Origin of the sequence: Actinomyces sp. oral taxon 175 str. F0384 (assembly GCF_000223355.1) — a bacterium.
Lineage (GTDB): Bacteria > Actinomycetota > Actinomycetes > Actinomycetales > Actinomycetaceae > Actinomyces > Actinomyces oris.
Window position 1 is genome coordinate 26,168 of record NZ_AFUR01000007.1, and the last position, 24,960, is coordinate 51,127.

At 69.1% G+C, this 24,960-nt stretch carries 20 protein-coding genes, 1 tRNA gene and 1 pseudogene; 8 read left to right on the forward strand and 14 right to left on the reverse strand.

Translation table 11 applies throughout. The features are described from left to right. Window positions 1–14: 14 nt before the first annotated feature. The 3 genes from HMPREF9058_RS11740 to HMPREF9058_RS11750 form a co-directional block, all read right to left on the reverse strand. The gene (locus tag HMPREF9058_RS11740) at window positions 15–1,007 is read right to left on the reverse strand and encodes a ribose-phosphate diphosphokinase (RefSeq protein WP_003787536.1); all 993 of its coding nucleotides are present in this window, start codon (window positions 1,005–1,007) and stop codon (window positions 15–17) included. A gap of 137 nt (window positions 1,008–1,144) precedes the next feature. Further along, window positions 1,145–2,137: a bifunctional N-acetylglucosamine-1-phosphate uridyltransferase/glucosamine-1-phosphate acetyltransferase gene (locus HMPREF9058_RS11745; RefSeq protein ID WP_009407721.1), complete on the reverse strand. Its 993-nt coding sequence runs from the start codon at window positions 2,135–2,137 to the stop codon at window positions 1,145–1,147. Window positions 2,138–2,329: 192 nt separating this feature from the next. Further along, window positions 2,330–2,401: transfer RNA gene (locus HMPREF9058_RS11750), tRNA-Gln, on the reverse strand. Between the two features lie 232 nt (window positions 2,402–2,633). Between HMPREF9058_RS11750 and HMPREF9058_RS11755 the strand changes: the two genes are divergently transcribed. The 5 genes from HMPREF9058_RS11755 (at window position 2,634) to HMPREF9058_RS11775 (ending at window position 8,637) form a co-directional block, all read left to right on the forward strand. After that, on the forward strand, window positions 2,634–3,959 hold the full coding sequence (locus HMPREF9058_RS11755; RefSeq protein WP_009407671.1) for an acyltransferase: 1,326 nt from the start codon (window positions 2,634–2,636) through the stop codon (window positions 3,957–3,959). Window positions 3,960–3,963: 4 nt separating this feature from the next. After that, window positions 3,964–4,746: a TetR/AcrR family transcriptional regulator gene (locus tag HMPREF9058_RS11760; protein ID WP_009407502.1), complete on the forward strand. Its 783-nt coding sequence runs from the start codon at window positions 3,964–3,966 to the stop codon at window positions 4,744–4,746. A gap of 242 nt (window positions 4,747–4,988) precedes the next feature. Further along, window positions 4,989–5,648 (forward strand): chain-length determining protein, encoded by a 660-nt coding sequence (locus HMPREF9058_RS11765; protein ID WP_009407542.1) that lies wholly within the window; start codon window positions 4,989–4,991, stop codon window positions 5,646–5,648. Between the two features lie 6 nt (window positions 5,649–5,654). Continuing rightward, window positions 5,655–7,028, forward strand: coding sequence for a hypothetical protein (locus tag HMPREF9058_RS11770; RefSeq protein WP_254654152.1), 1,374 nt, complete (start codon window positions 5,655–5,657; stop codon window positions 7,026–7,028). A 292-nt stretch (window positions 7,029–7,320) separates the two neighbouring features. After that, window positions 7,321–8,637, forward strand: coding sequence for an MFS transporter (locus HMPREF9058_RS11775; protein ID WP_254654153.1), 1,317 nt, complete (start codon window positions 7,321–7,323; stop codon window positions 8,635–8,637). A 198-nt stretch (window positions 8,638–8,835) separates the two neighbouring features. Here the strand turns inward: HMPREF9058_RS11775 and HMPREF9058_RS11780 are convergent, their stop codons facing one another. Both HMPREF9058_RS11780 and HMPREF9058_RS11785 read right to left on the reverse strand, forming a co-directional pair. Further along, window positions 8,836–9,888 (reverse strand): glycosyltransferase family 2 protein, encoded by a 1,053-nt coding sequence (locus tag HMPREF9058_RS11780; RefSeq protein WP_009407712.1) that lies wholly within the window; start codon window positions 9,886–9,888, stop codon window positions 8,836–8,838. Further along, window positions 9,885–10,958, reverse strand: coding sequence for a glycosyltransferase family 2 protein (locus HMPREF9058_RS11785; protein ID WP_009407684.1), 1,074 nt, complete (start codon window positions 10,956–10,958; stop codon window positions 9,885–9,887). The genes HMPREF9058_RS11780 and HMPREF9058_RS11785 overlap by 4 nt, the downstream gene beginning before the upstream one ends. Window positions 10,959–11,101: 143 nt before the next feature. Here HMPREF9058_RS11785 and HMPREF9058_RS11790 point away from each other — a divergent pair, with 143 nt between their 5' ends. Continuing rightward, the gene (locus tag HMPREF9058_RS11790) at window positions 11,102–12,181 is read left to right on the forward strand and encodes a glycosyltransferase family 2 protein (protein ID WP_009407577.1); all 1,080 of its coding nucleotides are present in this window, start codon (window positions 11,102–11,104) and stop codon (window positions 12,179–12,181) included. A 72-nt stretch (window positions 12,182–12,253) separates the two neighbouring features. On the opposite strand, the gene HMPREF9058_RS11795 is transcribed toward HMPREF9058_RS11790, so the two are convergent. From HMPREF9058_RS11795 to HMPREF9058_RS11815, 7 genes and pseudogenes are all read right to left on the reverse strand, one after another. Next, complete coding sequence (locus HMPREF9058_RS11795) at window positions 12,254–13,225, reverse strand: diaminopimelate dehydrogenase (RefSeq protein ID WP_009407620.1); 972 nt, start codon at window positions 13,223–13,225, stop codon at window positions 12,254–12,256. A 98-nt stretch (window positions 13,226–13,323) separates the two neighbouring features. Further along, window positions 13,324–13,512 (reverse strand): type II toxin-antitoxin system RelE/ParE family toxin, encoded by a 189-nt coding sequence (locus HMPREF9058_RS14035; RefSeq protein WP_368072138.1) that lies wholly within the window; start codon window positions 13,510–13,512, stop codon window positions 13,324–13,326. An 8-nt stretch (window positions 13,513–13,520) separates the two neighbouring features. Further along, window positions 13,521–13,628: pseudogene (locus HMPREF9058_RS14040) on the reverse strand (type II toxin-antitoxin system RelE/ParE family toxin); the annotation flags it as partial. Further along, complete coding sequence (locus tag HMPREF9058_RS11800) at window positions 13,625–13,867, reverse strand: type II toxin-antitoxin system ParD family antitoxin (RefSeq protein WP_009407625.1); 243 nt, start codon at window positions 13,865–13,867, stop codon at window positions 13,625–13,627. The gene HMPREF9058_RS11800 and the pseudogene HMPREF9058_RS14040, both read right to left, overlap by 4 nt. Before the next feature lie 143 nt (window positions 13,868–14,010). Next, a complete protein-coding gene (locus HMPREF9058_RS11805; RefSeq protein ID WP_009407756.1) occupies window positions 14,011–17,097 on the reverse strand; it encodes a LamG domain-containing protein in 3,087 nt (1,028 codons plus the stop codon). A 453-nt stretch (window positions 17,098–17,550) separates the two neighbouring features. Beyond that, complete coding sequence (locus HMPREF9058_RS11810; protein WP_254654154.1) at window positions 17,551–18,234, reverse strand: hypothetical protein; 684 nt, start codon at window positions 18,232–18,234, stop codon at window positions 17,551–17,553. 146 nt (window positions 18,235–18,380) lie between these two features. Continuing rightward, complete coding sequence (locus HMPREF9058_RS11815) at window positions 18,381–19,946, reverse strand: hypothetical protein (RefSeq protein ID WP_009407534.1); 1,566 nt, start codon at window positions 19,944–19,946, stop codon at window positions 18,381–18,383. Between the two features lie 675 nt (window positions 19,947–20,621). On the opposite strand from HMPREF9058_RS11815, the gene HMPREF9058_RS11820 reads away from it, so the two are divergent. Both HMPREF9058_RS11820 and HMPREF9058_RS11825 read left to right on the forward strand, forming a co-directional pair. Further along, on the forward strand, window positions 20,622–21,791 hold the full coding sequence (locus HMPREF9058_RS11820) for a DUF1972 domain-containing protein (protein ID WP_043538388.1): 1,170 nt from the start codon (window positions 20,622–20,624) through the stop codon (window positions 21,789–21,791). Continuing rightward, window positions 21,788–22,963: a glycosyltransferase family 4 protein gene (locus HMPREF9058_RS11825; RefSeq protein ID WP_009407654.1), complete on the forward strand. Its 1,176-nt coding sequence runs from the start codon at window positions 21,788–21,790 to the stop codon at window positions 22,961–22,963. The genes HMPREF9058_RS11820 and HMPREF9058_RS11825 overlap by 4 nt, the downstream gene beginning before the upstream one ends. A gap of 91 nt (window positions 22,964–23,054) precedes the next feature. Here HMPREF9058_RS11825 and HMPREF9058_RS11830 read toward each other — a convergent pair whose 3' ends face one another. Together HMPREF9058_RS11830 and HMPREF9058_RS11835 are read right to left on the reverse strand one after the other, a co-directional pair. Continuing rightward, the gene (locus tag HMPREF9058_RS11830) at window positions 23,055–23,960 is read right to left on the reverse strand and encodes a NodZ family protein (RefSeq protein WP_009407777.1); all 906 of its coding nucleotides are present in this window, start codon (window positions 23,958–23,960) and stop codon (window positions 23,055–23,057) included. Window positions 23,961–24,083: 123 nt separating this feature from the next. Next, the gene (locus HMPREF9058_RS11835; protein WP_009407614.1) at window positions 24,084–24,818 is read right to left on the reverse strand and encodes a CDP-alcohol phosphatidyltransferase family protein; all 735 of its coding nucleotides are present in this window, start codon (window positions 24,816–24,818) and stop codon (window positions 24,084–24,086) included. Window positions 24,819–24,960: the final 142 nt, after the last annotated feature.

Sequence of the window (24,960 nt, forward strand, 5' to 3'; positions counted from 1 at the left end):
CGGACCCGACTGTCTCAGTCGCCGGCGACGCCGACGGTGTCGAAGAGCTCCGCCACTGAGCCGTCGTCGAAGACGGCCTTGATGGCCCGCGCCAGCAGCGGCGCGATCGGCAGAACCGTCAGCTGCTCGAAGCGCTTGCCGGCGGGGATCGGCAGGGTGTCGGTGACGATGACCTCGCGGGCCCCGCAGGTGGAGAGCCGGTCCACGGCCGGCCCGGAGAGCACCCCGTGGGTCGCGGCGACGATGACGTCCTTGGCCCCGGAGTCCAGGAGCACCTGGACGGCCTTGGCGATGGTGCCTCCGGTGTCGATCATGTCATCGACCAGGACGCAGGAGCGTCCCTCGACATCTCCGACGACGCGGTTGGCCACCGACTCGTTGGGGCGGGTGACGTCGCGGGTCTTGTGGACGAAGGCCAGCGGGGTGCCGCCGAGCTGGTTGGCCCAGCGCTCGGCCACCCGGATGCGGCCGGCGTCGGGGGAGACGACGGCGGCGTTGGCGGGGTCGACGCGGGTGCGCACGTAGTCCACGAGCACCGGCTGGGCCCACAGGTGGTCCCAGGGGCCATCGAAGAAGCCCTGCTCCTGGGAGGTGTGCAGGTCCACGCTCATGAGGCGGTCGGCGCCGGCGGTCTTGTAGAGGTCGGCCACGAGGCGGGCGCTGATGGGCTCACGCCCCAGGTGCTTCTTGTCCTGACGGGCGTAGGGGAAGAAGGGGGCGACCACGGTGATGCGCTTGGCGGAGGCGCGCTTGAGGGCGTCAACCATGATGAGCTGCTCCATGAGCCAGTCGTTGACGCGGTCGCCGTGGGACTGGACGACGAACACGTCGCAGCCGCGCACCGACTCGTTGAAGCGGACGTAGGTCTCCCCGTTGGCGAAGTCGTAGGCCGTGGAGGACAGCACCTCGGTGCCGAGCTCGCTGGCCACGTCCCGGGCGAGCTCGGGATGGGCGCGTCCGGAGACGACGACCAGCCGTTTCTCACCCTTGGTAATGATGCCCGTCATGACGTGGTTCCCTTCTCACGGCCGGTGCGGCCCTCGATGTGACTGTTGGAGACGGAGGTGAAGGTCAGTGATCGCCCCGGCCGGCACGCCCCGGACGGCCGGACCGGTCGGGGCCGAAGCTGCGCTGCGCTCATGCGTCAGGCCTGGGCGGCGTCGGCGTCAAGCTGGCTGAAGGGGGCCACGACGCAGCCGGCCGGGATGACGGCGTCGGTGAGGATCGCGTAGGCGCCCACGCGGGCACCCTGGCCGATCCGGGTGGTTCCGCGCACGAGGACGCCCTGCTCGAGGGTGACGTCCTGGGCGAGCTCGGCGGTGACGTCCACCCAGGTGGAGGAGGGGTCGACGACGCCGACGCCCTGGGCCATCCAGTCGGCCAGGACGCGGCGGTTGAGCTCGGCGCCGAGTTCGGCGAGCTGGGCGCGGTCGTTGCAGCCCTCGACGAGCCAGTGGTCGGTGGCGACCAGCGCGCTGGTGGACCGCCCGGCCCGGTGGGCGTGGGCGACGACGTCGGTGAGGTAGACCTCGCCCTGGTCGTTGTCCGTGCCCAGGGTCGCCAGAGCGGTGCGCAGGTGGGCGGCGTCGAAGACGTAGACGCCGGCGTTGATCTCGCGGATCGCGCGCTGGGCCTCGCTGGCGTCGCGCTGCTCGACGACGGCCGAGACCGTGCCGTCGGCCTCGCGCACGACGCGCCCGTAGCCGGTGGGGTCCTCGAGCTCGGTGGTCAGCAGGGTGACGGCATCCCCGCGCTCATGGTGCTGAGCCAGGAGATCCTTCAGGGTGGCGGTGTCCAGCAGCGGGACGTCCCCGCTGGTGACGACGACGGGCCCGGTGAGGTCCTCGGGGATGGCGGCCAGCCCGCAGGCGACGGCCCGCCCGGTGCCGGGGACCTCGTCCTGGTCGGCCGGGACGGCGTCGGGGGCGACCTCGGCGAGATGGGCGATGACGGCGTCGCGCTCGTGGCGTACGACGACGACGAGGTGCTGGGGCTCCAGCCCCCTGGCCGCGGTGACGGCGTGGTCCACCAGGCTGCGACCGCCGATCCGGTGCAGGACCTTGGGGGTGACCGATCGCATACGAGTTCCCTTGCCTGCGGCCATGACGATGACGGCGGCGGGTGCGGTTGGCGTCACGTGTCCTCTTCTCACAGGTTCGCGCCCGGGCTCCCGACGTCTCCGGCCGCGACCGGGCGGAGGCCGGGGACGGACTCCAACGGTTTCTGAAATCAGGTACGGATGGACGGTTGGCGCGTATACCGCCGGCGGCCGGGTGACCGCCGTCGGGCGTGAGAGCGAGGGAACCCCAACGCCGCTCATGCTACGCCGCTCCGCCCCCAGGATTCGAACCCGGGCCTCAAGGCTCCAAAGGCCTGCGTGCTGCCGCTACACCAGGGCGGAAGGACACATCCCGACCCGGGCCCGACGGCGAGGGGCGAGACGCCGGGACAGTCTCTCATGTCCCGGTCGCACTCGGCACCTTACGCGGCGGTTCAGCGCGCCCCGGTCGCGCCCGGTTGCGTCCCGGTCGCCTCCAGGACCGGACCTGGCACCGAGCCTCCCACCTGCGCGGGGCGTATGCCACACTCCTTGGGCTTCGCGGTCGGCTGGGAGGACAGGGCAGGATGGGGGCATGTCCAGTTCCCCCTCCGCTCCCCCTCCCTCCTCCGGCAAGCCGGCAGCGGTGCGACTCATCGAGCTCGACGGGCTGCGCGGGCTGGCCGCCGTCATCGTGCTCATCCATCACGCCCTGGAGACCGTCCCCGCGCTGGCGGAGGTCGGGGCGCGGCCCGGCACCGTCCCCACCGGCACCTTCAACCGGATCCTCACCCAGAGCCCCCTCCACCTGCTGTGGGCGGGCCACGAGGCCGTCCTCATCTTCTTCGTCCTGTCCGGCGTGGCCCTGACCTACCCGGTGGCCCGCCGCCACGCCCAGGGGCGGCGCTTCGACTGGGTCGACTACGCCCCGAGGCGCTTCGTGCGCCTGTGGCTGCCGGCGGCGGCCTCCACCACCTTCGCAGTCATCGCGATGCTGCTCGTGCCGCGCTCGGAGGATCCGGCGCTGGGACACTGGATGACCGTCACCCACCCCGTGGGGCTCGGGGCACGCCAGATGCTCATGGAGTACCTGCTCATCCCCAAGCACGCCTACCGCAACACCGTCCTGTGGTCGTTGCACGCCGAGGCGATCTTCTCCTTCGTACTGCCCCTGATGATCCTCGGGGTGGCCCTGTGCGCCCGCTGGCGGATCTCCTGGCTGCCGGTGGTGGCGGCCCTGGCGGTGCCCGTCATCACCGCCAGCCCCGGCTCGGGCAGCTACCTGCCGGTCTTCACCGTCGGCGCGGTCATGGGCTGGGCCTGGGGGCACAACCCCGCCCCGGTCCCCGAGCGCCCCCGCCCCTGGGCGACGGCGCAGGCCCTGGTGTGCCTGCTGCTCATCACCCTGGCCTGGTGGCCGGGGATGGAGAGCCACACGGCCCAGCGCCTGGCCAACGCGGTCACCCTGGCGGCAGCGGCCTACCTGGTCCACCTCGTGGTGAGGGCCGGGGCGCTGCGCGGCCTGCTGCGCTCGCGCACCGTGCAGTACCTGGGGCTCATGTCCTTCTCCCTGTACCTGGTGCACGAGCCGGTCGTGGTCTCGCTGCGGCTGCTGACGCACTCGATCTCGCCGTGGTGGGTGCTCAGCCTCCTCTCCCCGGTGGCACTGCTTGGTCTCCACCTGGTGGAAGGACTTGCCATCGTTCCACAGGGACTGCTCGCGCAGCCAATGTCTCCGTGGTGGGTGCTCATCCTGGCGCCGGTGGTCTCGGCGCCGCTGACCTGGTTGTTCCAGCGCTTCATCGAGGCCCCCAGCCACCGGCTGGCCCGCCGCACCGGGGCCCTGGCCTCGGAGCGCTTCGCCCAGTGGTCCGAGCGTCGTCGCCCCACCCGGCCGGCGGACCACAGCGAGAGGGGCTAGGGCCATGGCGGCCAAGCGCACCCGCATGAGCGCCAGCGAGCGGCGCGAGCAGCTCATCGCCGTGGCCCGCGGGCTGTTCGCCGAGCGCGGCTTCGACGCCACGAGTGTGGAGGAGGTGGCGGCCCGCGCCCAGGTGTCCAAACCGGTGGTCTACGAGCACTTCGGCGGCAAGGAGGGCCTGTACGCCGTCGTCGTCGACCGGGAGATCACCACGATCTCGGCCGCAATCTCCTCGGCGATCGCAGACCCGGCCTCGGACGCCGCAACGGCGCCCGAGGCCGAGCGTCACGCAACAGGAGGATCCGGCGCCTCCGGCTCGGCCTCACGGGTCGCCGAGCGGGCCGCCCTGGCCCTGCTGACCTATATCGAGGACTCCCCCGACGGTTTCCGCATCCTCTCGGCCGGCTCGGACCGCGCCGCCGGCACCTACTCCACGCTGCTGGCCGACGTCGCCATCGAGGTCTCCGGGATCCTCGCCTCGCAGTTCGCCGCTCACGACCTGGACCCGCGCACGGCCCCGTTGTACGCCCAGATGCTGGTGGGTATCGTGGCCATGCCGGCTCAGTGGTGGTTGGAGAACCGATCGATGAGCAAGGAGGAGGTGGCCGCCCACATGGTCAACCTCGCCTGGAACGGTCTGCGCGGCATGAAGGCCGAGCCCACCCTCCACTCCGGCCCCGCAGACAACTCAAACGGCTCCGAGGACGCCTCGGGGCAGGGAGCCGACTCGCGCACCGAGAGCGCCGTCCACCGCCACAGCGCCACCGAGCCCCCCGGCGCCCCCTGAGCGCCGCCGAGGAGTCATTCACACCTGCGTCGTCGTGGGCCCTACTCCGCCTGGCGCAGTCCCGTCGCATTGGTCACTACCCGACCGGTCGATCATCCTGCACGTGCCTGCAATCCTCGAGCCCCAACGCCCCGACGAGTTCTGAGAACTGCCCGGGAAGGAGGTGATTCACTTCCCGTGCCCGGCTCTCGCCCCAAACGGCGCGCTATTCTGTTGCTCCCGCAATCACCGAAACGGAACCCATGGACCCGGAAACCCTCATCATCGCGCTGCGCAAGAACGCAGTCCTGGTGGTCATGCACGTTGTGCTGGGCACCATCATCGGCACTGTCTTCGGCCTGTTGACGCCGGCGCAGTACACCTCCACTGCCAACGCGAACCTGTACGTGGAGAACGGTGAGGCCAACCTCCCCAACACCTTCAACTACCTGACCTCCGTCATGCCGACGCTGGTGGAGATCGGAACCTCGGAGAGCACCTTCGCGGAGGTCTCCAAGAACACAGGAATCAGCCAGGAGGAGCTACGCAAGTCCGTGTCGGTGACCAGCAAGACCGGCACCACGCTGGTGGAGATCCGGGGCACCAGCACGGATCCCGAGCGCGCTCACAGGATCGCCGAGGCCGAGCTGAGCGCCCTGGACTCGGTGGCCCGCGACCTGTCCAGCTCCGGGCAGGCGGGGAACACCACCGCATCCCTCAAGGTGGTCGACTCCCCCACGACCCCCTCCTCCCCCTCGAGCCTGTCGGCCGTGTCCACCGCGCTCATCGGGACCGCCATCGGACTGGCCGCCGGCGCCATCATGGCGATCCTGCTGTACTTCCTGAGTCAGAAGAACCCGCAGGACAAGGTCGAGGACCCGCTGCTCATCATCGGGCGTCGTCGCTCTCGGGAAGACGCCTGACCGGCCGTGGCCCAGACATGGTCGCAGGGCACCTCCCACCAGGACTCACGGACGCCGTCGGACGCTGATCCTGAATCGAGCCGCGAACCGGGGACGACATGGCGGCGGCTGGAGATGGCGATCGCCGTCGTCCTGCTGGTCTGCGTGGGTGTGCGCCGGGAACTGGCGGCAGCCCTGAGTGTCGGGGACTGTGTCGCACTCGCCTCGGTCCCCATCACCTGGACGGCCGTGCGCAAGGCGCGCCGCTTCTCGCTACTGCTCGTGCTGTCCATCCTGGCGTCGGGCACGGCCTACATCATGTCCCTGCTGGCCGAGAGCAGCTTCGTCGTCGAGGCCTGGGCCCGCCGGGTCACCACCTTGAGCCTGCTGGCGGTGCCCTGCGCGGTGGCCGTCTTCGTGTGGGGGGCCCGCCGGCTGGGCGCGAGACGCGCGGCCCTGGCAGTCGGCTTCGGCATGTTCCTGGACGCGCTGCCCCTGCTGCAGACCAGCTCCAACCCGTGGAAGTTCGGGATCGGTGCGGCGGTGACGATCATGGTCCTCAGCCTGGTGGCCGACCAGCGCCGGCTGGTGCAGATCGTGGCCCTGCTGGTACTCAGCGGCGTCTTCCTCGTCTCCGACTCGCGCTCCACCCTGGCCTTCCTGGCCATCATCCTGGGCACAGTCATCTGGCAGGCCCTGGCGTCCTGGGCCCGCTGGCACGTGCCCACTCCCCGGCGCCTGGCGATCTCCCAGATCCTCGTTCTGGCGGTCGTGGGGATCGTGGCGATGGTTGGGGTGGTCATGGCCTCGGAGTCCGGGACCCTGGGCGAGGACGCCCAGAACCGGACCATTGCCCAGTCCTCCAGCTCGGCGGGCCTGCTCCTGTCCGCCCGCCCCGAGCTGGGGGCCTCCTGGGCGCTGTTCCAGAACCGGCCCTGGGGGTACGGCGCCGGCGTCAAGCCCCGTTTCGAGGATCTATGGGTGGCCAAGCAAGGCATGGCCGCCCTGGGCTACGACCCGGAGAACGGTTACGTCGAGAACTTCATGTTCGGCGGCCGCATCGAACTGCACTCGGGTCTCATGGACATGTGGGCGGCGGCCTCGATCCCGGGCGGCCTGTTGCTGCTGCTCATTGCGGGAATGGCGCTGGCGGCGATGATGCGCGACCTGGGGCGCCTCAAGGCCACGCCCTGGCTGTTCTTCGCGGCCCTGACCGTGGTGCAGAACGTGTTCGTGGGGCCCTGGACGGTGCTGCCCGCCTACCTACCGATCGTGCTGGGGGCCGCCGTCCTGCAACCTCCCCTGCGCGAGGCCGCCCAGCTGGGCATCGACGACGAGCCGGCCGCCCCACCGCGGGATGAGCCCACCGACTCCGCTGCGGCGCCCGCCCAGCAGGCGTGATCCCGACCGCGAGCCCTCAGTGATCGTACTCGCGGTGGACGCAGCCACCGTGGCGCACATGTATGCCGCGCACAGTGAACGACGAGGTAGTCGCCACCCCTTCACGGGAGATTCGCTAGCTCGCCTATCGACGCCCGGGATTGATCCCACATCCGCACGGCTTTATTGTTCCAAGGAGGACACCTCAAGGATGCCGATGCGTCGGTCCGGAACATGCCGGACCTACCAAATTCTATCGCTGTATGGATGGACGGGCAGTACCAGGTATTTGAATACGCAAGGAATTAGTCTCATGAGCGCACGAACCTTAGTACGCGGGCCGATTGTGCGGCTCGCCGCAGTGTCTCTGGGGTCGAACATCGTCGACGGGATCCGAGTCGCTGCCTTCGCCGTGCTGACCACCGCATATGCCGACTCGGCGCTGGAGGTCGCACTAGTTGCCACCGTAGCAACGTTACCTAAGGCGTTCCTCTCCATACCGATCGGCGTCATGCTCGATCGATGGAGCAAGTTGCGCACCCTGTACCTGGTCAACCTAGCCCGCGCACTCATTCTAGCGGGGCTCGCCGTGGCGCTCCACCTTGGCGCCGGGTCAATCCTGCTGCTCTGTGCATTCGCCTTATTCTTCGGCACGTTAGAAGAATTCTATGACGCAGCGTCAGTACTGATTGTCCCGGATTTAACAGAACCTAACGAATATCTGAAATCAAATGCCACCGTTCGGTGGGTGCAAGAGCTTGGCAACGGAGCTATCGGGCCGTTTGTTGGCGCCACCTTGGTAGGATGGTCCACGACAACGCCATTTACTTTGAGTGCGGGAATATTGCTCATCATTGCGCTCGCACTACACTCTCTTCAGCGCTCACACGTACTGATGCCCGACCAGTCGTCAGCCGAGGGACAACACGACGAGAGCAGGCAGGAGAACGCGCGGGAAGAATGCGCAGCGAAAGTTAACAACCAACCGAAGGCCGCAACTATTGAGACTCGCACGCGCACCTTCATGAAGGAATTGCGGGACGGCCTTGTTGTGACTTGGCGAAATCCTTTCGCGCGCAACATTGTGGCGGTATTCGGGATCTGGAACCTCTTCGGTTGGATGCCGGAGTCTATTCTCGTCGTTTACGTCATAGAGGCGTTGGAAGGTGGCGGCGACACCTACGGCCTTCTGCTAGCCATCACGTCCGTCGGCGCACTGGTCGGTGGACTTGCACTGCTAGTAACCCCCGACACAGTGAGCGTTCGTTGGGTGACCGTCCTGGCTCTTGGAGTCTACGCACTGACTCTTGCTGTTCCGGGAATCTGGCCCAGTTTCTGGGTCGCTGCGGTGGCCTTCTTCGTTCAAGGAATCCCGCTGGTGCTGCTGAGCGGCGCGCTGGCAGCTCAGATACAGTTGACGATCGATCGACGCTTCCTCGGCAGGGTCTATGCGGTCATCGGTACGGTTGTCAGCCTCGGCACGACGGTGGGCCTGGCCCTGGGAGGCGTGGTCGCCGATCTTACTTCAACGCCTTTCGTTTTTGTGCTCGGCGGAGTTGGTATTGGCTTTGCGGCGTTGATATCTGCCTTGACCTTTTCCTCAACCACAGCAAGCATCAAAGACGATTAAGTCCGACGCCCGGCTTGTTGACCAGACTGGAACCATCTACCGCCTGACGCCCACCGTGCACATCCCGGCCGAAGTCGCCCAAGAGTTGGTGCTCGAAGGATGGCTGGAGCGGATCGTCCGGGAAACGAAGGTCGAGCCTTTGGTGCTGCCCGATGTGGGCCCTTCAGCCAGCACCGCGCCGAGCTCGGGCCCCGGCCTTCAGTGGTCGTACTCGCGGTGGACGCCGCCTCCGACGCTGGCCGCCAGGATGCCGCGGCCCCGGGCCAGCAGCCGAGCCCCCTTAGCCGCATGCTGAGGACTCCTGATGAGGGTTCCACCGGCGGTTCGCAGGCCGCCGACGACGATGCGCACCAGGCCACCGGCAGCGGCCCGAGCCCGGATGGCCGGCTGAGCCCCACCACCGGCCAGGGCCAGCTCCACGCGCACCGAGGTGGCGGCGTGGGAGCGCTGTCGCCGCAGAATCCAAGGACGAGTGAGGCGCGAGGCCGGCACGTGGTCGCGCACGCGCGCCTCATCGCACCAGCGGATGACGCCGCCGGCAGCGCTCAGCCGGCGGGTGAAGAGCGTGTCCTCTCCCCCGGTGGCGCCGAAGGCCTCATCGAAGCGCAGCCCGGCCCGGCGCACGAAACCCAGGTCCAGCAGCAGGCAGTTGGAGGCCGCCACCGGGCGGACCGTGCCAGTGGGCCAGGTCCTGCGCACGAAGAACTCGCCCTGACGCACCCACGTCTCGGGCTCGACCTCGTAGACGGGGATGACGGGTCCGGCCACCGCCTGGCAGCCGGTCGAGGCCCACAGCCCGACGAGGGCGGCGAGCCAGCCGGGCTCGGGCTCCTCGTCGTCGTCGATGAAGACGAGCAGGTCACGCCCGCCGGTCTCATCCAGGGCACGGTTGCGCACCGCCGCCACCCCGGGCCTCTCCTCGACGACATAGCGCAGGCCCACGCCCCCGGGCTCCTCCGGCGCCTCCGCTGAGGAACGCACCGGTACCCCGGCGTCGGCTGCTGCGGCGAGGGCGGCCTCGCGCCCGGTGCTCTGGGCGTCGTTGTCGATGACGAGGACCTCGACGTCGCTCACGCCCCTCCCGGTTCCCCCGTCCCCGTCGGCCGCACCCGTGGCATCACCCTCGGATTCCCGGGCCTCGACGCTCGAGCCGCCGACCAGCTCCCCGGCCTGCTCCAGAACCCCACGGACGGCCCGCTTGAGGTCCTGCGGGCGACGGAAGGTGGGGATGGCGATCGTCAGCCGGTTCATGCGTTCCTCCTGCCGGGGCGTGCTGTGCTCCTCCGGCGCCGGGGGCGTCCGTACTCGCGCACGTGGACGCCCAGAGCGCCCACGACCATGCCCAGTCCCCCGCGCGAGGAGACCTCGTAGCGGGCCTGGGCGGGCACGTCACCGCGGATGCGGGCCACGCCGGCGCGCGCCCCGTCGATTCCGGCCTTGGCCAGTCCCTTGGCGCCGTAGCCCAGGCGCAGCCTGAGGCGCGCGAGCCTGCCGGAGGCACCGCCGTCGGCGGGCCCGGCCGTGTCGATGCGCACCCGGGCCCAGGACGAGCCCGAACGCAGGGAACGCTCCAGCACCCAGGTGCGCCGGGCGCGGGCCGCGGGCACGCGCTTGGTGACCACCGCCCCGGCCGCGAAGCGGATGACGCCGCCGGCGCGGGTGAGCTGGCGGGTGAACAGGGAGTCCTCGCCACCGGTGAGCCCGTAGCGCGGGTCGAAACGCAGCCCCAGGTTTTCGACGACGGCCAGGTCCAGGAGCAGGTTGCCGGTGTCGGCACTGCGGACCTGGGCGCCGTCGGCGGCCTCCCAGGAATCGAAGGCACCTGAAGCGACCACCCACGCTGAGGGGGCGACCTCGAAGGTCGGCGGGGTGGGGCCGGTGACGGCGGCGCAGCCCTGGGCGCGCCAGGTGCTCACGAGGGCCTTGAGCCAGCCCGGTGAGGGGATCTCGTCGTCGTCGATGAAGATGAGGGCGTCAGAGCCGTGGGCCTGGCTCAGGGCCCGGTTGCGGCCGGCCACGATGCCCGGCTCGGGCTCGTGAACGTAGACCAGCCGCGACGCCGCCACCGCGTCCGAGTCAGCTGACCCGGAGGGCCCTGCCTGCCCGGACGATTCCGCCGCCTCCAACTGCCCGCCGGCCAGCGCCGCCCGGGCGGCCTCGACGACGGCCCTCGCCCCGGCCTGCGGGTCGTTGTCCACAATGAGCACGCTTGCCGTCGTCTGCGCGTCACAGACGTCGTCGGCCTGCGCCAGCAGCTCGGGGATCACCTGCGCGAGGTAGTCGTTGCGGCGGTAGGTGAGCATCGCGATGGTCAGGTGCACGTCCAGCCCCGTCCTTCCTCCCGCCTGCCGGCGGATCGCGGCCTGATATCAGGGTCTAACGGTACTATCACGAAGCGGGTGCGCCCCACGGTGGGAGCACCCGAGCCACGACGTCGCCCCGCACCCGGAAGGCTCCTGCTCCGATGACCTCCACCCCTGACCCCGCCCAGGGCGCCGAGACCCCCGAGGCCGCCGATCCGATCGGTCCCGCCACCGGCGCCCCCGCCCAGGCCATTGAGATCACCGAGGCCTCCGAGGCTCTCTCCGGCGGCGAGCTGCTCTCACGCACGGCGGTCATCGTCGTCAGCTACGACTCGGCGGCGCTGCTGGAGCGCACGCTGGCGCGTGTGGCCGAGGAATCCCCCGAGGCCCGCATCATCGTCGTCGACAACTACTCCACGCCCGCCGCCCGCGAGGAGCTGGTGGCGCTGGCCTCCTCGCGGGGCTGGGAGGCGGTCCTGCCGGAGACGAACACCGGCTTCGGCGGCGGCATGAACCTGGGGGTGGCCCGGGCGCGCGAGCTCGGCGCCGACCTGCTGGTCCTGCTCAATCCCGACGCCGTCATCGCCCGGGCCGACCTCATCCGCCTGGCGGCCAGGGCACACGCGGACCGGCTCGCCCTGGTGGCGCCGGTGCTCAAGGACTCCAGTGGCCGCATCGTCTCCGACGGGATCGTCGTGTGCCTGGCCGACGGCTCGATGCGCTCGCGCCGCTCACCGCGCCCGATTCCCCCCGGCGGCACCCAGCCGTGGCTCTCGGGGGCCTGCCTGGCGCTGTCGGCGGACCTGTTCGAGGCTGCCGGCGGCCTGGACGCGCGCTACTTCCTGTACTGGGAGGACGTGGACTTCTCGGCCCGGGTGCTGGCGGCCGGGGGCAGCCTGGCCCTGGTGCGCGACGCCGTGGCCGTCCACGATGAGGGCGGCACCCACTCCGAGGACGACCAGTCCGACCGTGCCAAGTCGGACATCTACTACTACTACAACGTGCGCAACCGGCTGCTGTACGCGGGGCTGCACCTGGATCGGGCCACACAGCGCCGGTGGGTGGCCACGGCGGGCCGGGCCGCCCGCGAGATCGTCCTGCGCGGCGGCAGGCGCCAGCTGCTGAGCACTCGCCGCCCGCTCATCACGGCGGCGCAGGCCACCCGTGACGGGATGAGGCTCCTGCGTGCCGCCCGCCGCGGCGAGCTGCCCGACGTCGACGTCCCCCTCATCCGCGACTGACTCAGCCGGAGGCGAGGCGTCCCGCCACCGGCGCGGTGCCGGCGGCGGGACGCCTCGGGCTGTCCGCCCGCCTCACAGGTAGTGGGCGCGCAGCTCCTCGGGGCTCGTCGGGGACAGGTCGGCGAGCGTCACGTCGAAGACGGTGCGCGCACCGGTCTCACCGCGGGCGGCCAGCCTGGCCACCGCTCGTGCCGTGGCGACCAGGACCGAGCCGGTGAACTCCGGGTTGGAGTCGAGCTGGAGCTCGAAGCTCACGGTCTCGGCCACGCCCTCGGAGGTGTGCCCGCGACGGATGACGGAGCCGCCGTGCGGGATCCCGGCGTGCTCGGCGGCCAGCTCCTCGGCGGTGATGAAGGTGACGGTGGTGTCGTAGTCGGCGAAGTAGTTGGGCATCTCCACGATCTCCCGCTCGATGCGGGCCAGGTCGGCTCCCTCCTCGGCCACCACGTAGCAGTCGCGCGTGTGCATGGAGCGGGTGGTCAGCTCGACGTCGTCACCGGCCTTGACGGCGGCGACGGTGGCCTCCACCGGGCGGGTGTACTGCTTGGCGTCGACGACGCCCTCGATGCGGCGCAGGGCGTCGGAGTGCCCCTGGGAGACGCCGGGCCCCCAGAAGGTGGTGGTGGCGCCGTCGGGCAGGACGGCCTCGCCCAGGACCCGCAGCATGGAGAACAGGCCCGGGTCCCAGCCGGCGGAGATCAGGGCGACGTGGCCGGAGGCCTTGGCGGCGGCGTCGACGGCGGCGAAGTGCTCGGGGATGCGGGCGTGGGTGTCGAAGGAGTCGACCGTGTTGAACAGGGTGGCGGCGGCCGGGGTCTGCTCGATCAGGTCGGTGGCCGAGCCTCCGCAGTTCAGGCAGACATCGACCTTGTCGGCCCAGGCGGCCATGTCGTCGACGTGGGCGACGGGCGCCCCCTGGGTGGTGACGGTGGCCGGGTCGCGCCGGGTGAAGACGACGGCGACCTCCATGTCCGCGTTCTTGGTGATGGCCTGCTCGACACCGCGGCCGAGGTTGCCGTATCCGTTGATCGCTACCCTGAGCATGGTTCCTCCTAGTGGGTTCTCACTACAAGGATGATCCTAGGGACGCCCCGTGTTGCCTGCGTGTGACATGTCGGGGAGTGACCGTCTGACCGACAGGGCTACACGTGCCTGTCGGGGTCCATGCGTTGGTGGAGCACACGGATCACGTCAACGCCACCATCACTGATGACGTAGAAGACGACATGGCTTCCGACGGCGCGGCTTCGGTAGCCGGGACGTACCTCGTCTCTGGTGTGCTGTCTCTGGGATGCTCTCGACAAGGATCGTCTGCGAGTCTTTCCAGACACGTCTGAAGATCACGCAGATAGACCTCGGCCTGCTGCAGCCCCCAGCGCTCTTCGCTGTAGTCCCAGATACGTGACAGATCGCGGCGCGCAGCCGGGGTCAGACGGTAGGTGCTCACGACGTCCTTGCCGACTTGGCGGCGATGAAGGCGTCGAAGTCGAAGGGCTCCGCCTGTCCGCTCGCCTCACCGGATGCGAGCGCCTCGCACAGCGCCGACATCTCTGTCTCCCGGTCCTCCAGAAGGCGCAGGCCGGCGCGGATGACCTCGCTCGCGGACCGGTACCGTCCGGACCCGACTTGGCTCGCGATGAATCCGACGAAGTGGTCATCGAGGCTGACGGAGGTGTTCACCGACATGCCCTTAACCTACCAGTTTTTGGTATGACACGAGCGGTATCGCACCTCGGCGACACCCACTCGAGGCACGCGAGCAGAACGGGGCGGGCCGGGAAGATCAGCTCTTCCCGGCCCGCCCCGTATGCGCGCTGCGCTCGACGGCGTCAGTGCTGCTTGATGGTGACCTTGTCGACTGACAGGGTGACGGTCTCCGGTCCGGCCGAACCGGACATGTAGGTGGTCAGCCCGACGGTTCCGGCCTCGTTGAGGGTCTTGTCGTTGTCGACGGCCTCGATCCCCCACTCGGCGGGCTCGGCGTCTCCGGCCCAGAGCTTGGTCTGGATGTTGGTCGACTCCGCGCCGTCAACCACCATGCGCAGGTGGAGCGGCTGACCGGCCGTGTAGGGCTGCTTCATCACGTAGGAGCCCAGGGAGGTCTCCTTGCCCTTGACCACGCGCGAGACCGTGACCACCGGGTTGCCGGTGCTGCCGATGCGGACCGTGGCCTGGTACTGGCCGGCCTTGGTGGTGCGGGCGGCGTAGGAGATGAAGGCTCCGTTTCCAGTGGGCACCGCGTCCAGGGAGAAGTCCACGACGGCGTCGGTGGAGGTCGACTTGACCGGGTCGGAGATGATGGAGGCCGAGGAGCGCGGACCGGCCATGGCGATCCGGCCGCTGGTGCCGTCGACGGAGAATGCCGCGGCGTTCCAGGTGGTCTTCCACTCACCGCCGGCCTGGGCCTTGCCCCAGCCGCCGTTCACACTGCGCTCGAAGGTGTCGTCCAGCAGGGCCTTGCCCTCGGGCTGCTTGCCCTTGTCCTTGCCGTTGTCCTTGTCCTTGCCGGCGTTGTCCTTGCCGGCGTTGTCCTTGCCCTTGTCGTCGCCCTTGTCCGGCTCGACCTGCTTGCCGGTGGCGGCGGTGTAGTGCTCACCGATCTGGCGCGCCGACAGCGGGGTGCTGTAGACGGCGGCCTCGTCGATGTCGGCCTGGATGTTGGTGTTGGAGGGCTGGCCGTTGACACCGCTGAGGGCGTCCCCGCCGATGCGCCAGTAACCGGAGTAGCTCTGCCCCGCAGTCATGGCGCCGTCGAAGGCGGCGAGGTTGCCATCCACGTAGAGCATGGCGCCGGCGGTCGGGCTCAAGGAGGCCACGATGTGGTGCCACTGCCCGTCGTTGTAGCTCTTGGGAGTGGTGATGGTGGTCAGCTTGCCCGGGTAGAGCATAAAGCTGAGCGTGCCGTCATTGCGCATGTACACCATGCGGTCACGGCTCCACGACTGGTTGGCCGCGGAGGAGCCGTAGCCCATGATCTCGCCGCCCGAGGTCGAGGTCGTGCGGACCCAGGCCTCCATGGAGAAGGCGGTGGGGGCCTGGGAGGCGACGCGCGTCGCGGCGTGCGACTTGTTGGCGCTGTCCGAGGTCAGGCCGAGCGAGGCGCCCGAGCCCAGGACGGACCCGGCTCCGCGCTTGTAGGCCTTGCCGCGAATCGTCAGGTTGCGCTGGGCCACGAAGTCCTCGGCCTTGTCGCCGCTGGTCTCGTCGAAGGACCAGTAGTGGGCGGCGCCGTCGGCCAGGACACGGGCGCCGTACTTGCTCAGGCCCTGGCCCTCAGCGGCCTTGACCGTCACCCAGTCCGAGACCGTGGAGGCCCCCCACTGGTCGGTTACCTGGACCCGGTAGCGGTGCGTGCTTCCAGGCTCGACGACGTCGGTGGCGCTCAGATCGGGGCGCTCCCAGAAGCCGGCGGTCGCGGTCTGACTGGTGACCGGCTGACCGTTCATGGCGTCACGGTAGACGTTGTAGGTCAGGGTCTTGTCGTCCCGGTCCCAGTTGGCCTTGAAGGACAGGGAGACGACCCCGGCGCGCGGCGAGCTGCCGGAGACCTTGAAGGCACCGCCCTTGTCCATGGGCCCCTGCTTGTTCGGGGCGATGTCGCGGCGGGCGAAGCGCACCAGTCCCTGCTGGGCGGTGCCATTGACGGCCAGGAACTCGCCGCCGTAGACGACGTACTTGTCGTTGCCCTCAACGGTCCAGGTCGCCTGGATGGCGCCGGAGATCTTGCCCGGCGTGAAGTCGGGGTAGAAGTTGAGGTTCGTGGTGGCGTTCTGGCCGGCGTAGTTCTTGTAGCCCGCGCCGTGGTTCTCCTCCACCGTTCCGGTGGCGGCATTCGTATAGGCCACCGCGTTGTGGTAGTGATACGAGACGTCCGGGAAGCCACCGATGTTGGAGCAGTCGTGGGAGTGGCTGGCGGCGTAGACGACGTCGCCGGCGGGCAGGACGTCATAGGAGTCGCCGTGGCAGTCGGCCATGTAGTCGATGTCGCCGGTGACCCAGTTCAGGCGCATGACGCCCTCGAAGGTGCCCAGTCGGGAGTAGCTCGCCGCGTACAGGCCGTGCTCGTCGGCCTTGACGCTCATGACGGAGGCCTCGGCGCCGGCACCGCGAACCACGCTGGAGGCGTTGTTCTTGCGCAGGCTGCCGTCCTTCTCGAAGATGGCGATGCCGTGCCCGGGCTTGTCGCTGCCACCGACGGACTCGAAGGCGCCGCCGATGGCCACGGCCGAACCGTCCACGGCCTCGACGATGCTGCGCACGTAGTAGTTGTCGATCTTCGGCGCGAAGTTTGTCAGCTGCTGGCTGCCCAGGTTGAGCGCCGCGACGCGCTGACGGGCCGAGGAGTTGATCTGGGTGAAGGCGCCACCGATGTAGAGGGTCTGTCCGTCGGGGGAGACGCTCAGGGCCTTGACACTGCCGTTGGCCGCGGCGCCCAGCGGGGCCCGCTGACCGTCGGAGGCCCTGACCGCGCCGACGCGCCAGGCGGTCTGGTTGTTCAGCGTGGTGAACTCCCCTCCCAGGTAGAGGGTCTGGCCGTCGGCGGAGGCGGCGATGGAGTTGATGGTGCCGTTGGTGGTGGGCGCCCAGTTGAGGATCTCACCGGTGTTGATGTTGTAGGCCATCGCGTTGCCGCGCGGGGACTCGTTCTGGCCGGCCGGCGATCCTGCCGGCCTGACCGCGGAGAACTTCCCGACGGCGTAGACGATGTCGCCGACCACGACCTGGTCCCAGACAATGCCATTGATCTGGGCGGTGGGCAGGGCATCGGCGGAGACGGTGCTGGGAGTACCGGCGGCGCCGGCTGGGGCAGGGGCCGGGTCCGCGGCGGCAGGGGAGGCCGGAGCGAGCGTGACGGCACCGAGGGGAACGAGAGCCGCGGCCAGCAGGCCGCTCAGGAGTCGGCGGGGGAGCTTCACAGGTATTCCATTCAGAACATACTCAGATCACGGACACGCAACCTTACGAATGGCTGGTATTCCGCGCCCGGCACAGGTCGACGGGCGCGCTCATCGTACACCGTCGACAACTTGCGCGCCCCCGTTTTGGTGCACACCACAGAGCAGAACAAATCCGCCAGACACTGACCCTTCGTTCAAATCCCGCCACACTCCAAGCGTTTCAAGGACTGCGGGACACTCATAAGTACCCGACATTGGTGCCGCCTTCTATATAGACGCGACTCAGGTTGCCTTCGGCACCGGCTCGTCTCATGTCACAGCGAAGCAACGACACAGACCCCCGAGCCGAGCCGCCCGAGCGGATCACCCCGCACGCCAAGGCGCCGTCCGACACTCACTTTCATGAGTACCGGACGGCGCCTGGAACAGACCCGTCGAAGAGGGGTCGAGCCCTGGAAGGCTCGCCCCGGATCAGCCGGCAGACCCCCGGAAGGTGGCGGCCCCACGGCCCGCCCCCAGGTCCACGACGACCTTGACGTTTCCTCGCCCCTCCGCCGGAATGACGAAGGCTCGATTGACAGTCACCGTCTGACCGGCCGCGAGCGTGGCAGGAACCGCGTCCGAGGCCGAGACGATCTCGCTGGCGGGCGTACCAGCACCCTCACCGTAGTTGACGGTGGTGGACAGCACGCTGGCCAGCGGCAGGTCCTGGCTGGACTTGTTCGTCACCGTCACCGGAACCAGGACTCCAGCACCCCCCACCTCGCCGGGCCCACTGGCGAAGTCCTTCGCCTGCATCTGGCCCAGGGAGATCACCAGGTCCCCGTCAACGCGGACGGACTTGTCCAGGCCCACCTCGGGGTACTCATCCTTCGACAGATCACCGGTCTCGACGGCCTTGGGGTCGAGCGAGGAGGCGTCCGGAGTGGAGACATCCTCCGAGGGGGACGCAGGCGCGGCCGTCGGCTTCGCGGTCTGGACCGTCGGGGTGGCGACGTTCGAGGGGACGGCCTGAGCGGAGGCCGAGCCACTGGCAGAGGCTGCAGTAGAAGCGGAGGGACTGGCGGTGCTCTGAGACTTTCCGCCTCCGCAGGCGGCCAGCCCCAGACCCAGCACCAGGACAGCGGGGAGGATCAGCATTCGAGTTCGTGACACGTGCCGAAGCGTACGACCTCCGTCGCGCGCCGCACCGTCCTCAGCGATCACTGAGTCGGGAAGCACACCACCACTGCCGATAGAACCGGAGGATTCAGGAGATACGCCGTGCAGGTCCGCAGACCGAACGGTTCTCATGGCCATCATCACCACTCATCGTCCTGGTTGTCCCAGCCGCCCCGGCCCCAGCCATCCTGGCCCCAGCCGCCCTGGCCCCAGCCATCCTGGTTGTCCCAGTCGTCCTGGTTGTCCCAGTCGTCCTGCTTCTTCTTGTTCTTCTTCTTGTTCTTCTTGTCCTTCTTATCCTTGTTCTTCTTGTCCTTGCCGTTGTCGCCGTTGTCCTTGCCGTTGTCGCCATTGTCGTTGCCACCCTCGTCACCGGGCGCAGCGGCGTTGGCGTCGCCCCCACTAGCGGCGAAGCGCACGAGCCCCTGCTGCTTGGTGCCGTTGACCGCGAGGAACTCACCGCCGTAGACGATGTACTGGCTGTTGCCCTCAACGGTCCACACGGCCTGGCTCAGGCCGCTGTACTCGCCGATCTGGAACCCGGGCAGGAAGCCGCTGTACTGCGTGGGGGCGGGCATTCCCGAGTAGTCGCTGTAGCCGCGAGCCGTGTTGGAGCGCACGGTGCCCGTCGCCGTGCTTGAGAAGCCGACGGCGTGATGGTAGGTACCGCTCTGCTCCCCATCGGAGAAGCCACCGATGTTGCTGCAGTCGTGCGTGTGGCTGGCGATGTAGACGACGTCGTTGGTGGGCAGCACGTCATAGGTGTCGCCGTGGCAGTCGGCCATGAGGTCGATGTCCCCGGTGGTCCAGCTGGCGCGGAACATCCCCTCGAAGGTCCCCTCCTGGGAGTATCCGGTGCCGTAAAGGCCTCGGGAGTCCGACTTGAGGCTCATGATGCCGGAGTTCGTGCCCGCGTTGCGGATGACGCTGGAGATGTTGGTGTGCCGCAGCGAACCATCCTTCTCCAGAACGGCGATTCCATAGGCGTCGGACGATCCGTCCACCGAGGTGAAGGACCCGCCGATCGCCACAGCGGAGTTGTCAGCGGCCACCGTGATGGAACGAACCAGGGAGTCGTCGACCTGAGGGGCGAAGCTGGTGACCTTGTTCGTCTTGAGATCCACAGCACCGGCGCGCTGCCTCGCGGAGGAGTTGATCTGGGTGAAGGAACCACCCAGGTACAGGGTGGAGCCGTCGGGCGAGAGCTCCAGATCCATCACCGCGCCGTTGGCCGAGGCCCCCAGCGGCTTGCGCTTGCCTGCAGCGTCCACCGCCGCCACCCGGTAGACGGTCTCATCGTTGACCGAGGTGAAGTTGCCGCCGAGGTAGATGGTGGAGCCGTCGGCCGACGCCTCGACCGCATTGATCTTGCCATTGACCTTGGGGGCCCAGTCCAGCAGCGCACCGGTCGTGATGTCGAAGGCCATGGCGTTGTAACGAGGAGACTCGTTCTCGCCGGCGGCCGCCCCTGCCGGGCGGGCGTTCTTGAACTCTCCGACGACGTAGACGGTATTGCCCACCACCGCCTGGTCCAGAACGATGCCGTCCATCTGAGCAGTGGGCAGAGGCTGCGGGGAGGCGAGAGCGACCTGCCCCGGGGCGGCGGCGGCCGGGGGCGCAACAGTAGGGGCGACGAGCGCACCGAGGGCGAGGGGGAGGGCGGTCAGGACCGCCCCCACACTGGAGGCAGCACGGAAAGGATGCACGAGTGCTCCGTTCTTAAGACGTGAGGGAACGTGGGTAAGTGGCGCGGTATGACGGGACGGCCCTGCCTCAGCAAGACCGGCGCCGGTCACGAGAGTATTACAGCGATAACGCTTTGATAACGACTCCAGGGGCCTTTGTTCCAGCTCCTGTTGTGCAATCAATCACTTCTCATGCGACAGGGTTCACCCCACCCACTTTTCTCACAGATAGACTCTCATTAACCGCCGCGCAGTTCCACACCCGATTCTTGGCTGGAATGCTCAGCGCACGCCCAGGTGGTGTGGACCAGTCGGACGCCATCCCTCCACCATAGTTCTGGCGCATCACCAGTGCGGCACCCCGAGCCCACGCTCCAGTGCACCGGAGATATTCACGTGACGCTCCCTTCGGCACATGCCCGCGGTCGACTGCCCCTAGACTGCTGACCGGGTGTACCGGGCAGGCGCGGTACCACGAGCTCGTAGGCGCTCCGCGGGAACCTGCGACCTCAAGGGCAAGAGCCCAAGCCTCCACCTCCTCGCCCGTTGCCTCATCGCCATGATCACCACCATCATCACTGCCTCCCCATCCGCCTCGTCGATGATCCTCCGCCGTCACCGTGACTGGCAGTCGCATCGAAGAGGACCTTTGGTTCCCATCCCTGAGCGGCCCCGCCGCCCTTCGAAAGGACTCCGTTGACTGCTGTGAACCCGGACAGGCTCCGTATCGCCATGATCGGGACGCGAGGCGTCCCCGCCCGCTACGGAGGTTTCGAGACCGCCATCGAGGAGGTCGGCCGGCGCCTGGCCGACCGCGGCCACCAGGTCCTCGTCTACTGCCGCAACCCTGAGCCGGGCACCCCGCTGCCCCACACCTACCTGGGGATGCGACTGGTTGAGCTGCCCTCAGTGAAGAACCGCAGCCTGGAGACCCTGTCACACACAGCCCTGTCAGTGGCCCACCTGCTGCGCCGCACCCACCCGGACGCGGCCTTCGTCTTCAACGCCGCCAACTCCCCCTTCCTGCCGGCCCTGCGCGCCGCACGCATTCCGGTGGCCACGCACGTCGACGGCCTGGAGTGGCGTCGCGGAAAGTGGGGCCCCACCGGCAAGCGCTACTACCGCGCCGCCGAGGCCCTGGCCGTGCGCTACTCCGACGCACTCATCGCCGACGCCCAGGGCATCGCCGACTACTACACCGAGGAGTTCAACGCCCCCACCGACCTTCTCGCCTACGGGGCGCCCCGCATCAGCGCCGACACCTCGCGCCTGGCCGAGCTGGACCTGAGCCCCAAGGGCTTCCACCTGGTGGTGGCCCGCTTCGAGGTGGAGAACCACGTCGACGTCATCGTGGAGGGCTACGTGCGCTCCGGGGCGACGCTTCCCCTGGTCGTCGTCGGATCGGCCCCCTACGCCGACGACTACACCGCCCGCATCGAGTCCCTGGCCGACGGCCGGGTCCGCCTGCTCGGCGGCCTGTGGGACCAGGATTTGCTCGACGCCCTCTACTCCGGCGCCCTGGTCTACTTCCACGGCCACTCCGTGGGCGGTACGAACCCCTCCCTGCTGCGCGCCATCGGTGCCGGGGCCGCGGTGGACGCCTTCGACGTCTCCTTCAACCGGGAGGTCCTGGGCGAGGCCGGCCGCTACTGGACCACGCCCAACGAGGTGGCCGCCCTGGTCGTCTCCGCCGAGTCCGACGTGGAGGCCCAGACCGCGCGCGGCGAGGAGTCCCGCAAGCGTGCGGCCCTCTACGACTGGGACGAGGTGGCCTCCGGCTATGAGGCCCTGGCCCGACGCCTCGCGCTCGAGGGCCCGGTCCGCCGTCGTCCCTCCGGACGCCGCACCGGGAAGGCGGGCTGGTGAGCCGGGGCGGGGCGGCCGGCGCCCGCACCGGTGCCGCCCGAGTCCTCGTGGCCCACCCCTCCCCCGACCTGTACGGCTCGGACTGGCAGCTGGTGGAGACCATTCACGGACTCACCGAGACCGGCCACGAGGTCCTCGTAGCCCTGCCCCAGGACGGCCCCCTGGTGGCGGTGCTGCGCAACGCCGGCGCCCGCGTGGCCGTCATGCCCTTCACGGTCCTGCGCAAGGCCCTGCTCAGCCCCTCCGGCCTGGCGAGGCTCTCCGCTCAGGCCGCCCCGGAGATCGCCCGCCTGCGGTCGGTCATCCGTGCCAGCCGCGCCGACGTGGTTCTCAGCAACACGGTGACCATCCCCTGGTGGCCAGTGGCCGCGAGCGCGGCCGGCGTCCCGGTGCTGGCCCACGTGCACGAGGCCGAGGACACCCAGCGCCGGATCATCCGCGCCGGACTCAACGCCCCACTGCTGACGGCCTCCCGGATCGTGGCGAACTCCGGGGCGGCCCGCGACGCGCTCCTGGACGCCCAGCCGCGACTGGCCTCACGCACGGAGGTGGTCCACAACGGGGTCGCCGGACCGGACCGGCCTATGGAGCCCCTGCGCTCCAGGCGGCCCGGGGACTCCTTCCGGATCGCCATGGTGGGGCGACTGTCCCCGCGCAAGGGTGTGGACGTGGCCCTCGACGCCGTCGGGCTGCTGCGCCGCTCGGGGGTGGATGCCTCCTTAAGCGTGTGCGGCTCGGTCTTCCCCGGTTACGAGTGGTACGAGGCCGAGCTGCGTGAGCGCGCCGGTCGGCCGGACCTGGAGGGGCACGTCGAGCTGCTGGGTTACGTGCACCCCACCTGGCCGGTGCTAGAGACCGCCGACGCCGTCGTCGTGCCCTCCCGGGCCGAGCCCTTCGGGAACACGGCGATCGAGGCGATGCACGCGGCCCGGCCGCTGGTGGCCTCCCGGGTCCAGGGGCTGGCCGAGGTCGTCACCGATTCGGCCACCGGCCTGCTCGTGCCCGCCGACGACGCGCAGGCCCTGGCCGACGCCCTGGGATCCCTGGCGGCCGACCCAGACCTGGCAGCCCGACTCGCCGCGCAGGGTGAGCGCGAGGCCGCCGAGCGCTTCTCCGTGGCCGGGTACCGCGCCACCATGACCCGCATCATCGACGAGCTCGTCAGGCCCTGAGGCCCCCGCTCCACCGGGTCGGGCGGGAGCACCCCTCCCGCCCGGCCCCGCCGGCAGGCGTCCTGCCGGCTGATCGAGGTGCGGGGCGGCGTCAGCGCTGGGCGGGGCGCAGCGGGTCCTCGGCCAGCCCCAGGGAGAGGCTGAACTCGCCGTCGAGGGGCTGGTCGGGCCGTTCGAAGGGGACGACGCCGTCGCACAGGAAGACGGCCATCTCCACGAAGCTGGAGAAGGAGGCCCCGATGAGGTGCTGGGAGCTGGCCAGCAGGTAAAGGTCGACCAGGCCCGAGCGCACACCTTTGACGGTGTTGTAACCACCTTTGTCCGTCAGGAAGACGCAGCCGTCGAACTCCCCGGCCAGATGCTCCTGGGCCTCGGGGGTGTCGCAGGACAGGAAGAAGGGGACGTCGGGGTGGTCGGCGCGGATCTGGCGCATCCGGTTGGCGAACCACTCCACCGGTGAGGACTCGATGGTCTTAGCGTGGGAGACCGCGTGGGTGCGTACCTGGATGCCGACGTAGGGGCGTCCCCGCAGGTGGGCGTCGTAGAGGGAGCGGACCTCATCGGCGATCTCGTCAACCGGGGTCAGCTCGCGCAGCCGCTCGGTCCAGGGGCGCGGCCCAGCGGGCGCCGTCCCCTCCGCGGCGCCCCCCTTCCAGGCCGGGTCCTCCCAGGTGACGGGCAGGCCGTGGGAGTGAATCTGCCACAGGTGGCGGCGGCGCAGATCGGAGGTGATCCGGACCCCCTTGGGCTGACGGTACCGGGCCACGGGCAGGAGCGCCCGGGAGGTCAGGCGCGATACGGCACTGCCCCCTTCGAATCGCCAGAGCTCATCCATCCGGGGGCCGAAGTACTCGTCGGTGCTCCACACGTAGTAGAGGTCGCGGTCCTCGACCCGAGCGAGTTCCTGGGCGGACAGCAGCGCACGCACACGGTTGCCCAACCCGTCCTTGCGTCCCGTATAGACCAGTAGCGCCTTGCGTCCGGTTAGCAGAGCCATAAGATTCCTTAACAGATATGAGGGGGAATAGAGGGAGATCTCAGCGGGAGTGCCGGTGATCGGTTCGCCGCAGCCCGTCACGGGTCGGCCTCCCCAGGCCCGATGAGGGCCGACGACGAGGGCCTACTGGAGGTCGTTGCGCAGGTCGCGGTACCACTTGGGCAGAGCCAGCGCCACGTAACCCGCGTAGCCCAGGAGCATGATGCCGTACACCCACAGGAAGACCGTGGGCGCGAAACGGGTCATGAGCACGAAGCACATGAGCCCGTAGTCCGTGGGGGCCGACAGAACCGACTTGAGAATGCCCGGTCGGGACTCGTCCTTAGCCAAAGGCGTCCCACCGTGATAACGCAGCTGATACGTCAGGATGTAACTGAAGAAGTGAATATTCTGAACCGCTCCGAAAGCCAGCGGAATAAGCAGGACCGGGGACGGTAATTCCGTAAAACGGAACAGTGAGATCGCAATGGACCCGTGAATTGTCGAGAGCTTGATGACGTCGGCAACGTGATCGAGCCATTCACCGGCTTTGGAACCACCGTTTCGCAATCTCGCCAGCTGTCCGTCAGCGGCGTCGAGGGCGTAACCGAACATGAGCAGCAGGGCGGTGGCGACGGCGGACACGACTGTGGGACGCCACAGGGCGATGAGGGCGATGCCGCTGTAGGTGCACAGTGCCGACAGGACCGTTACCTGGTCCGGGGTCGCGCCCAGCCGGTGGGCGATCGCGGCCAGGACCCGGCCTGCGGGGCGGTTGATGATGCGGGAGTAGAGGGGGGCACCGGCCTTGGACTTCTGAGCCCGGGACAGGGCCCTGATGTTCTCGGCGATGGTGGGGGAACCAGCAGGGGAGCTCATGAGGCTTCTCCTTGAGCGGGGCCCGGGGAACCGGGCCGGGTGTTGGACAGATGAGGAACGGCGAGATGAGGGAGTCGGGGGACGTGGGGCAGCGGTCGGGCGTGGGGGCGCGGCGTCGGCTCCCGGGCTGCGTGAGCCGGCT

Bases quoted from the DNA above. Each gene is read 5' to 3' on its own strand.
- HMPREF9058_RS11765 (WP_009407542.1), top strand. From the start codon at position 4,989: ATGGACCCGGAAACCCTCATCATCGCGCTGCGCAAGAACGCAGTCCTG.
- HMPREF9058_RS11740 (WP_003787536.1), bottom strand. From the start codon at position 1,007: ATGACGGGCATCATTACCAAGGGTGAGAAACGGCTGGTCGTCGTCTCC.
- HMPREF9058_RS11835 (WP_009407614.1), bottom strand. From the start codon at position 24,818: ATGAGCTCCCCTGCTGGTTCCCCCACCATCGCCGAGAACATCAGGGCC.
- HMPREF9058_RS11795 (WP_009407620.1), bottom strand. From the start codon at position 13,225: ATGCTCAGGGTAGCGATCAACGGATACGGCAACCTCGGCCGCGGTGTC.
- HMPREF9058_RS11830 (WP_009407777.1), bottom strand. From the start codon at position 23,960: ATGGCTCTGCTAACCGGACGCAAGGCGCTACTGGTCTATACGGGACGC.
- HMPREF9058_RS11800 (WP_009407625.1), bottom strand. From the start codon at position 13,867: ATGTCGGTGAACACCTCCGTCAGCCTCGATGACCACTTCGTCGGATTC.
- HMPREF9058_RS11760 (WP_009407502.1), top strand. From the start codon at position 3,964: ATGGCGGCCAAGCGCACCCGCATGAGCGCCAGCGAGCGGCGCGAGCAG.
- HMPREF9058_RS11755 (WP_009407671.1), top strand. From the start codon at position 2,634: ATGTCCAGTTCCCCCTCCGCTCCCCCTCCCTCCTCCGGCAAGCCGGCA.
- HMPREF9058_RS11775 (WP_254654153.1), top strand. From the start codon at position 7,321: ATGAGCGCACGAACCTTAGTACGCGGGCCGATTGTGCGGCTCGCCGCA.
- HMPREF9058_RS11790 (WP_009407577.1), top strand. From the start codon at position 11,102: ATGACCTCCACCCCTGACCCCGCCCAGGGCGCCGAGACCCCCGAGGCC.
- HMPREF9058_RS11780 (WP_009407712.1), bottom strand. From the start codon at position 9,888: ATGAACCGGCTGACGATCGCCATCCCCACCTTCCGTCGCCCGCAGGAC.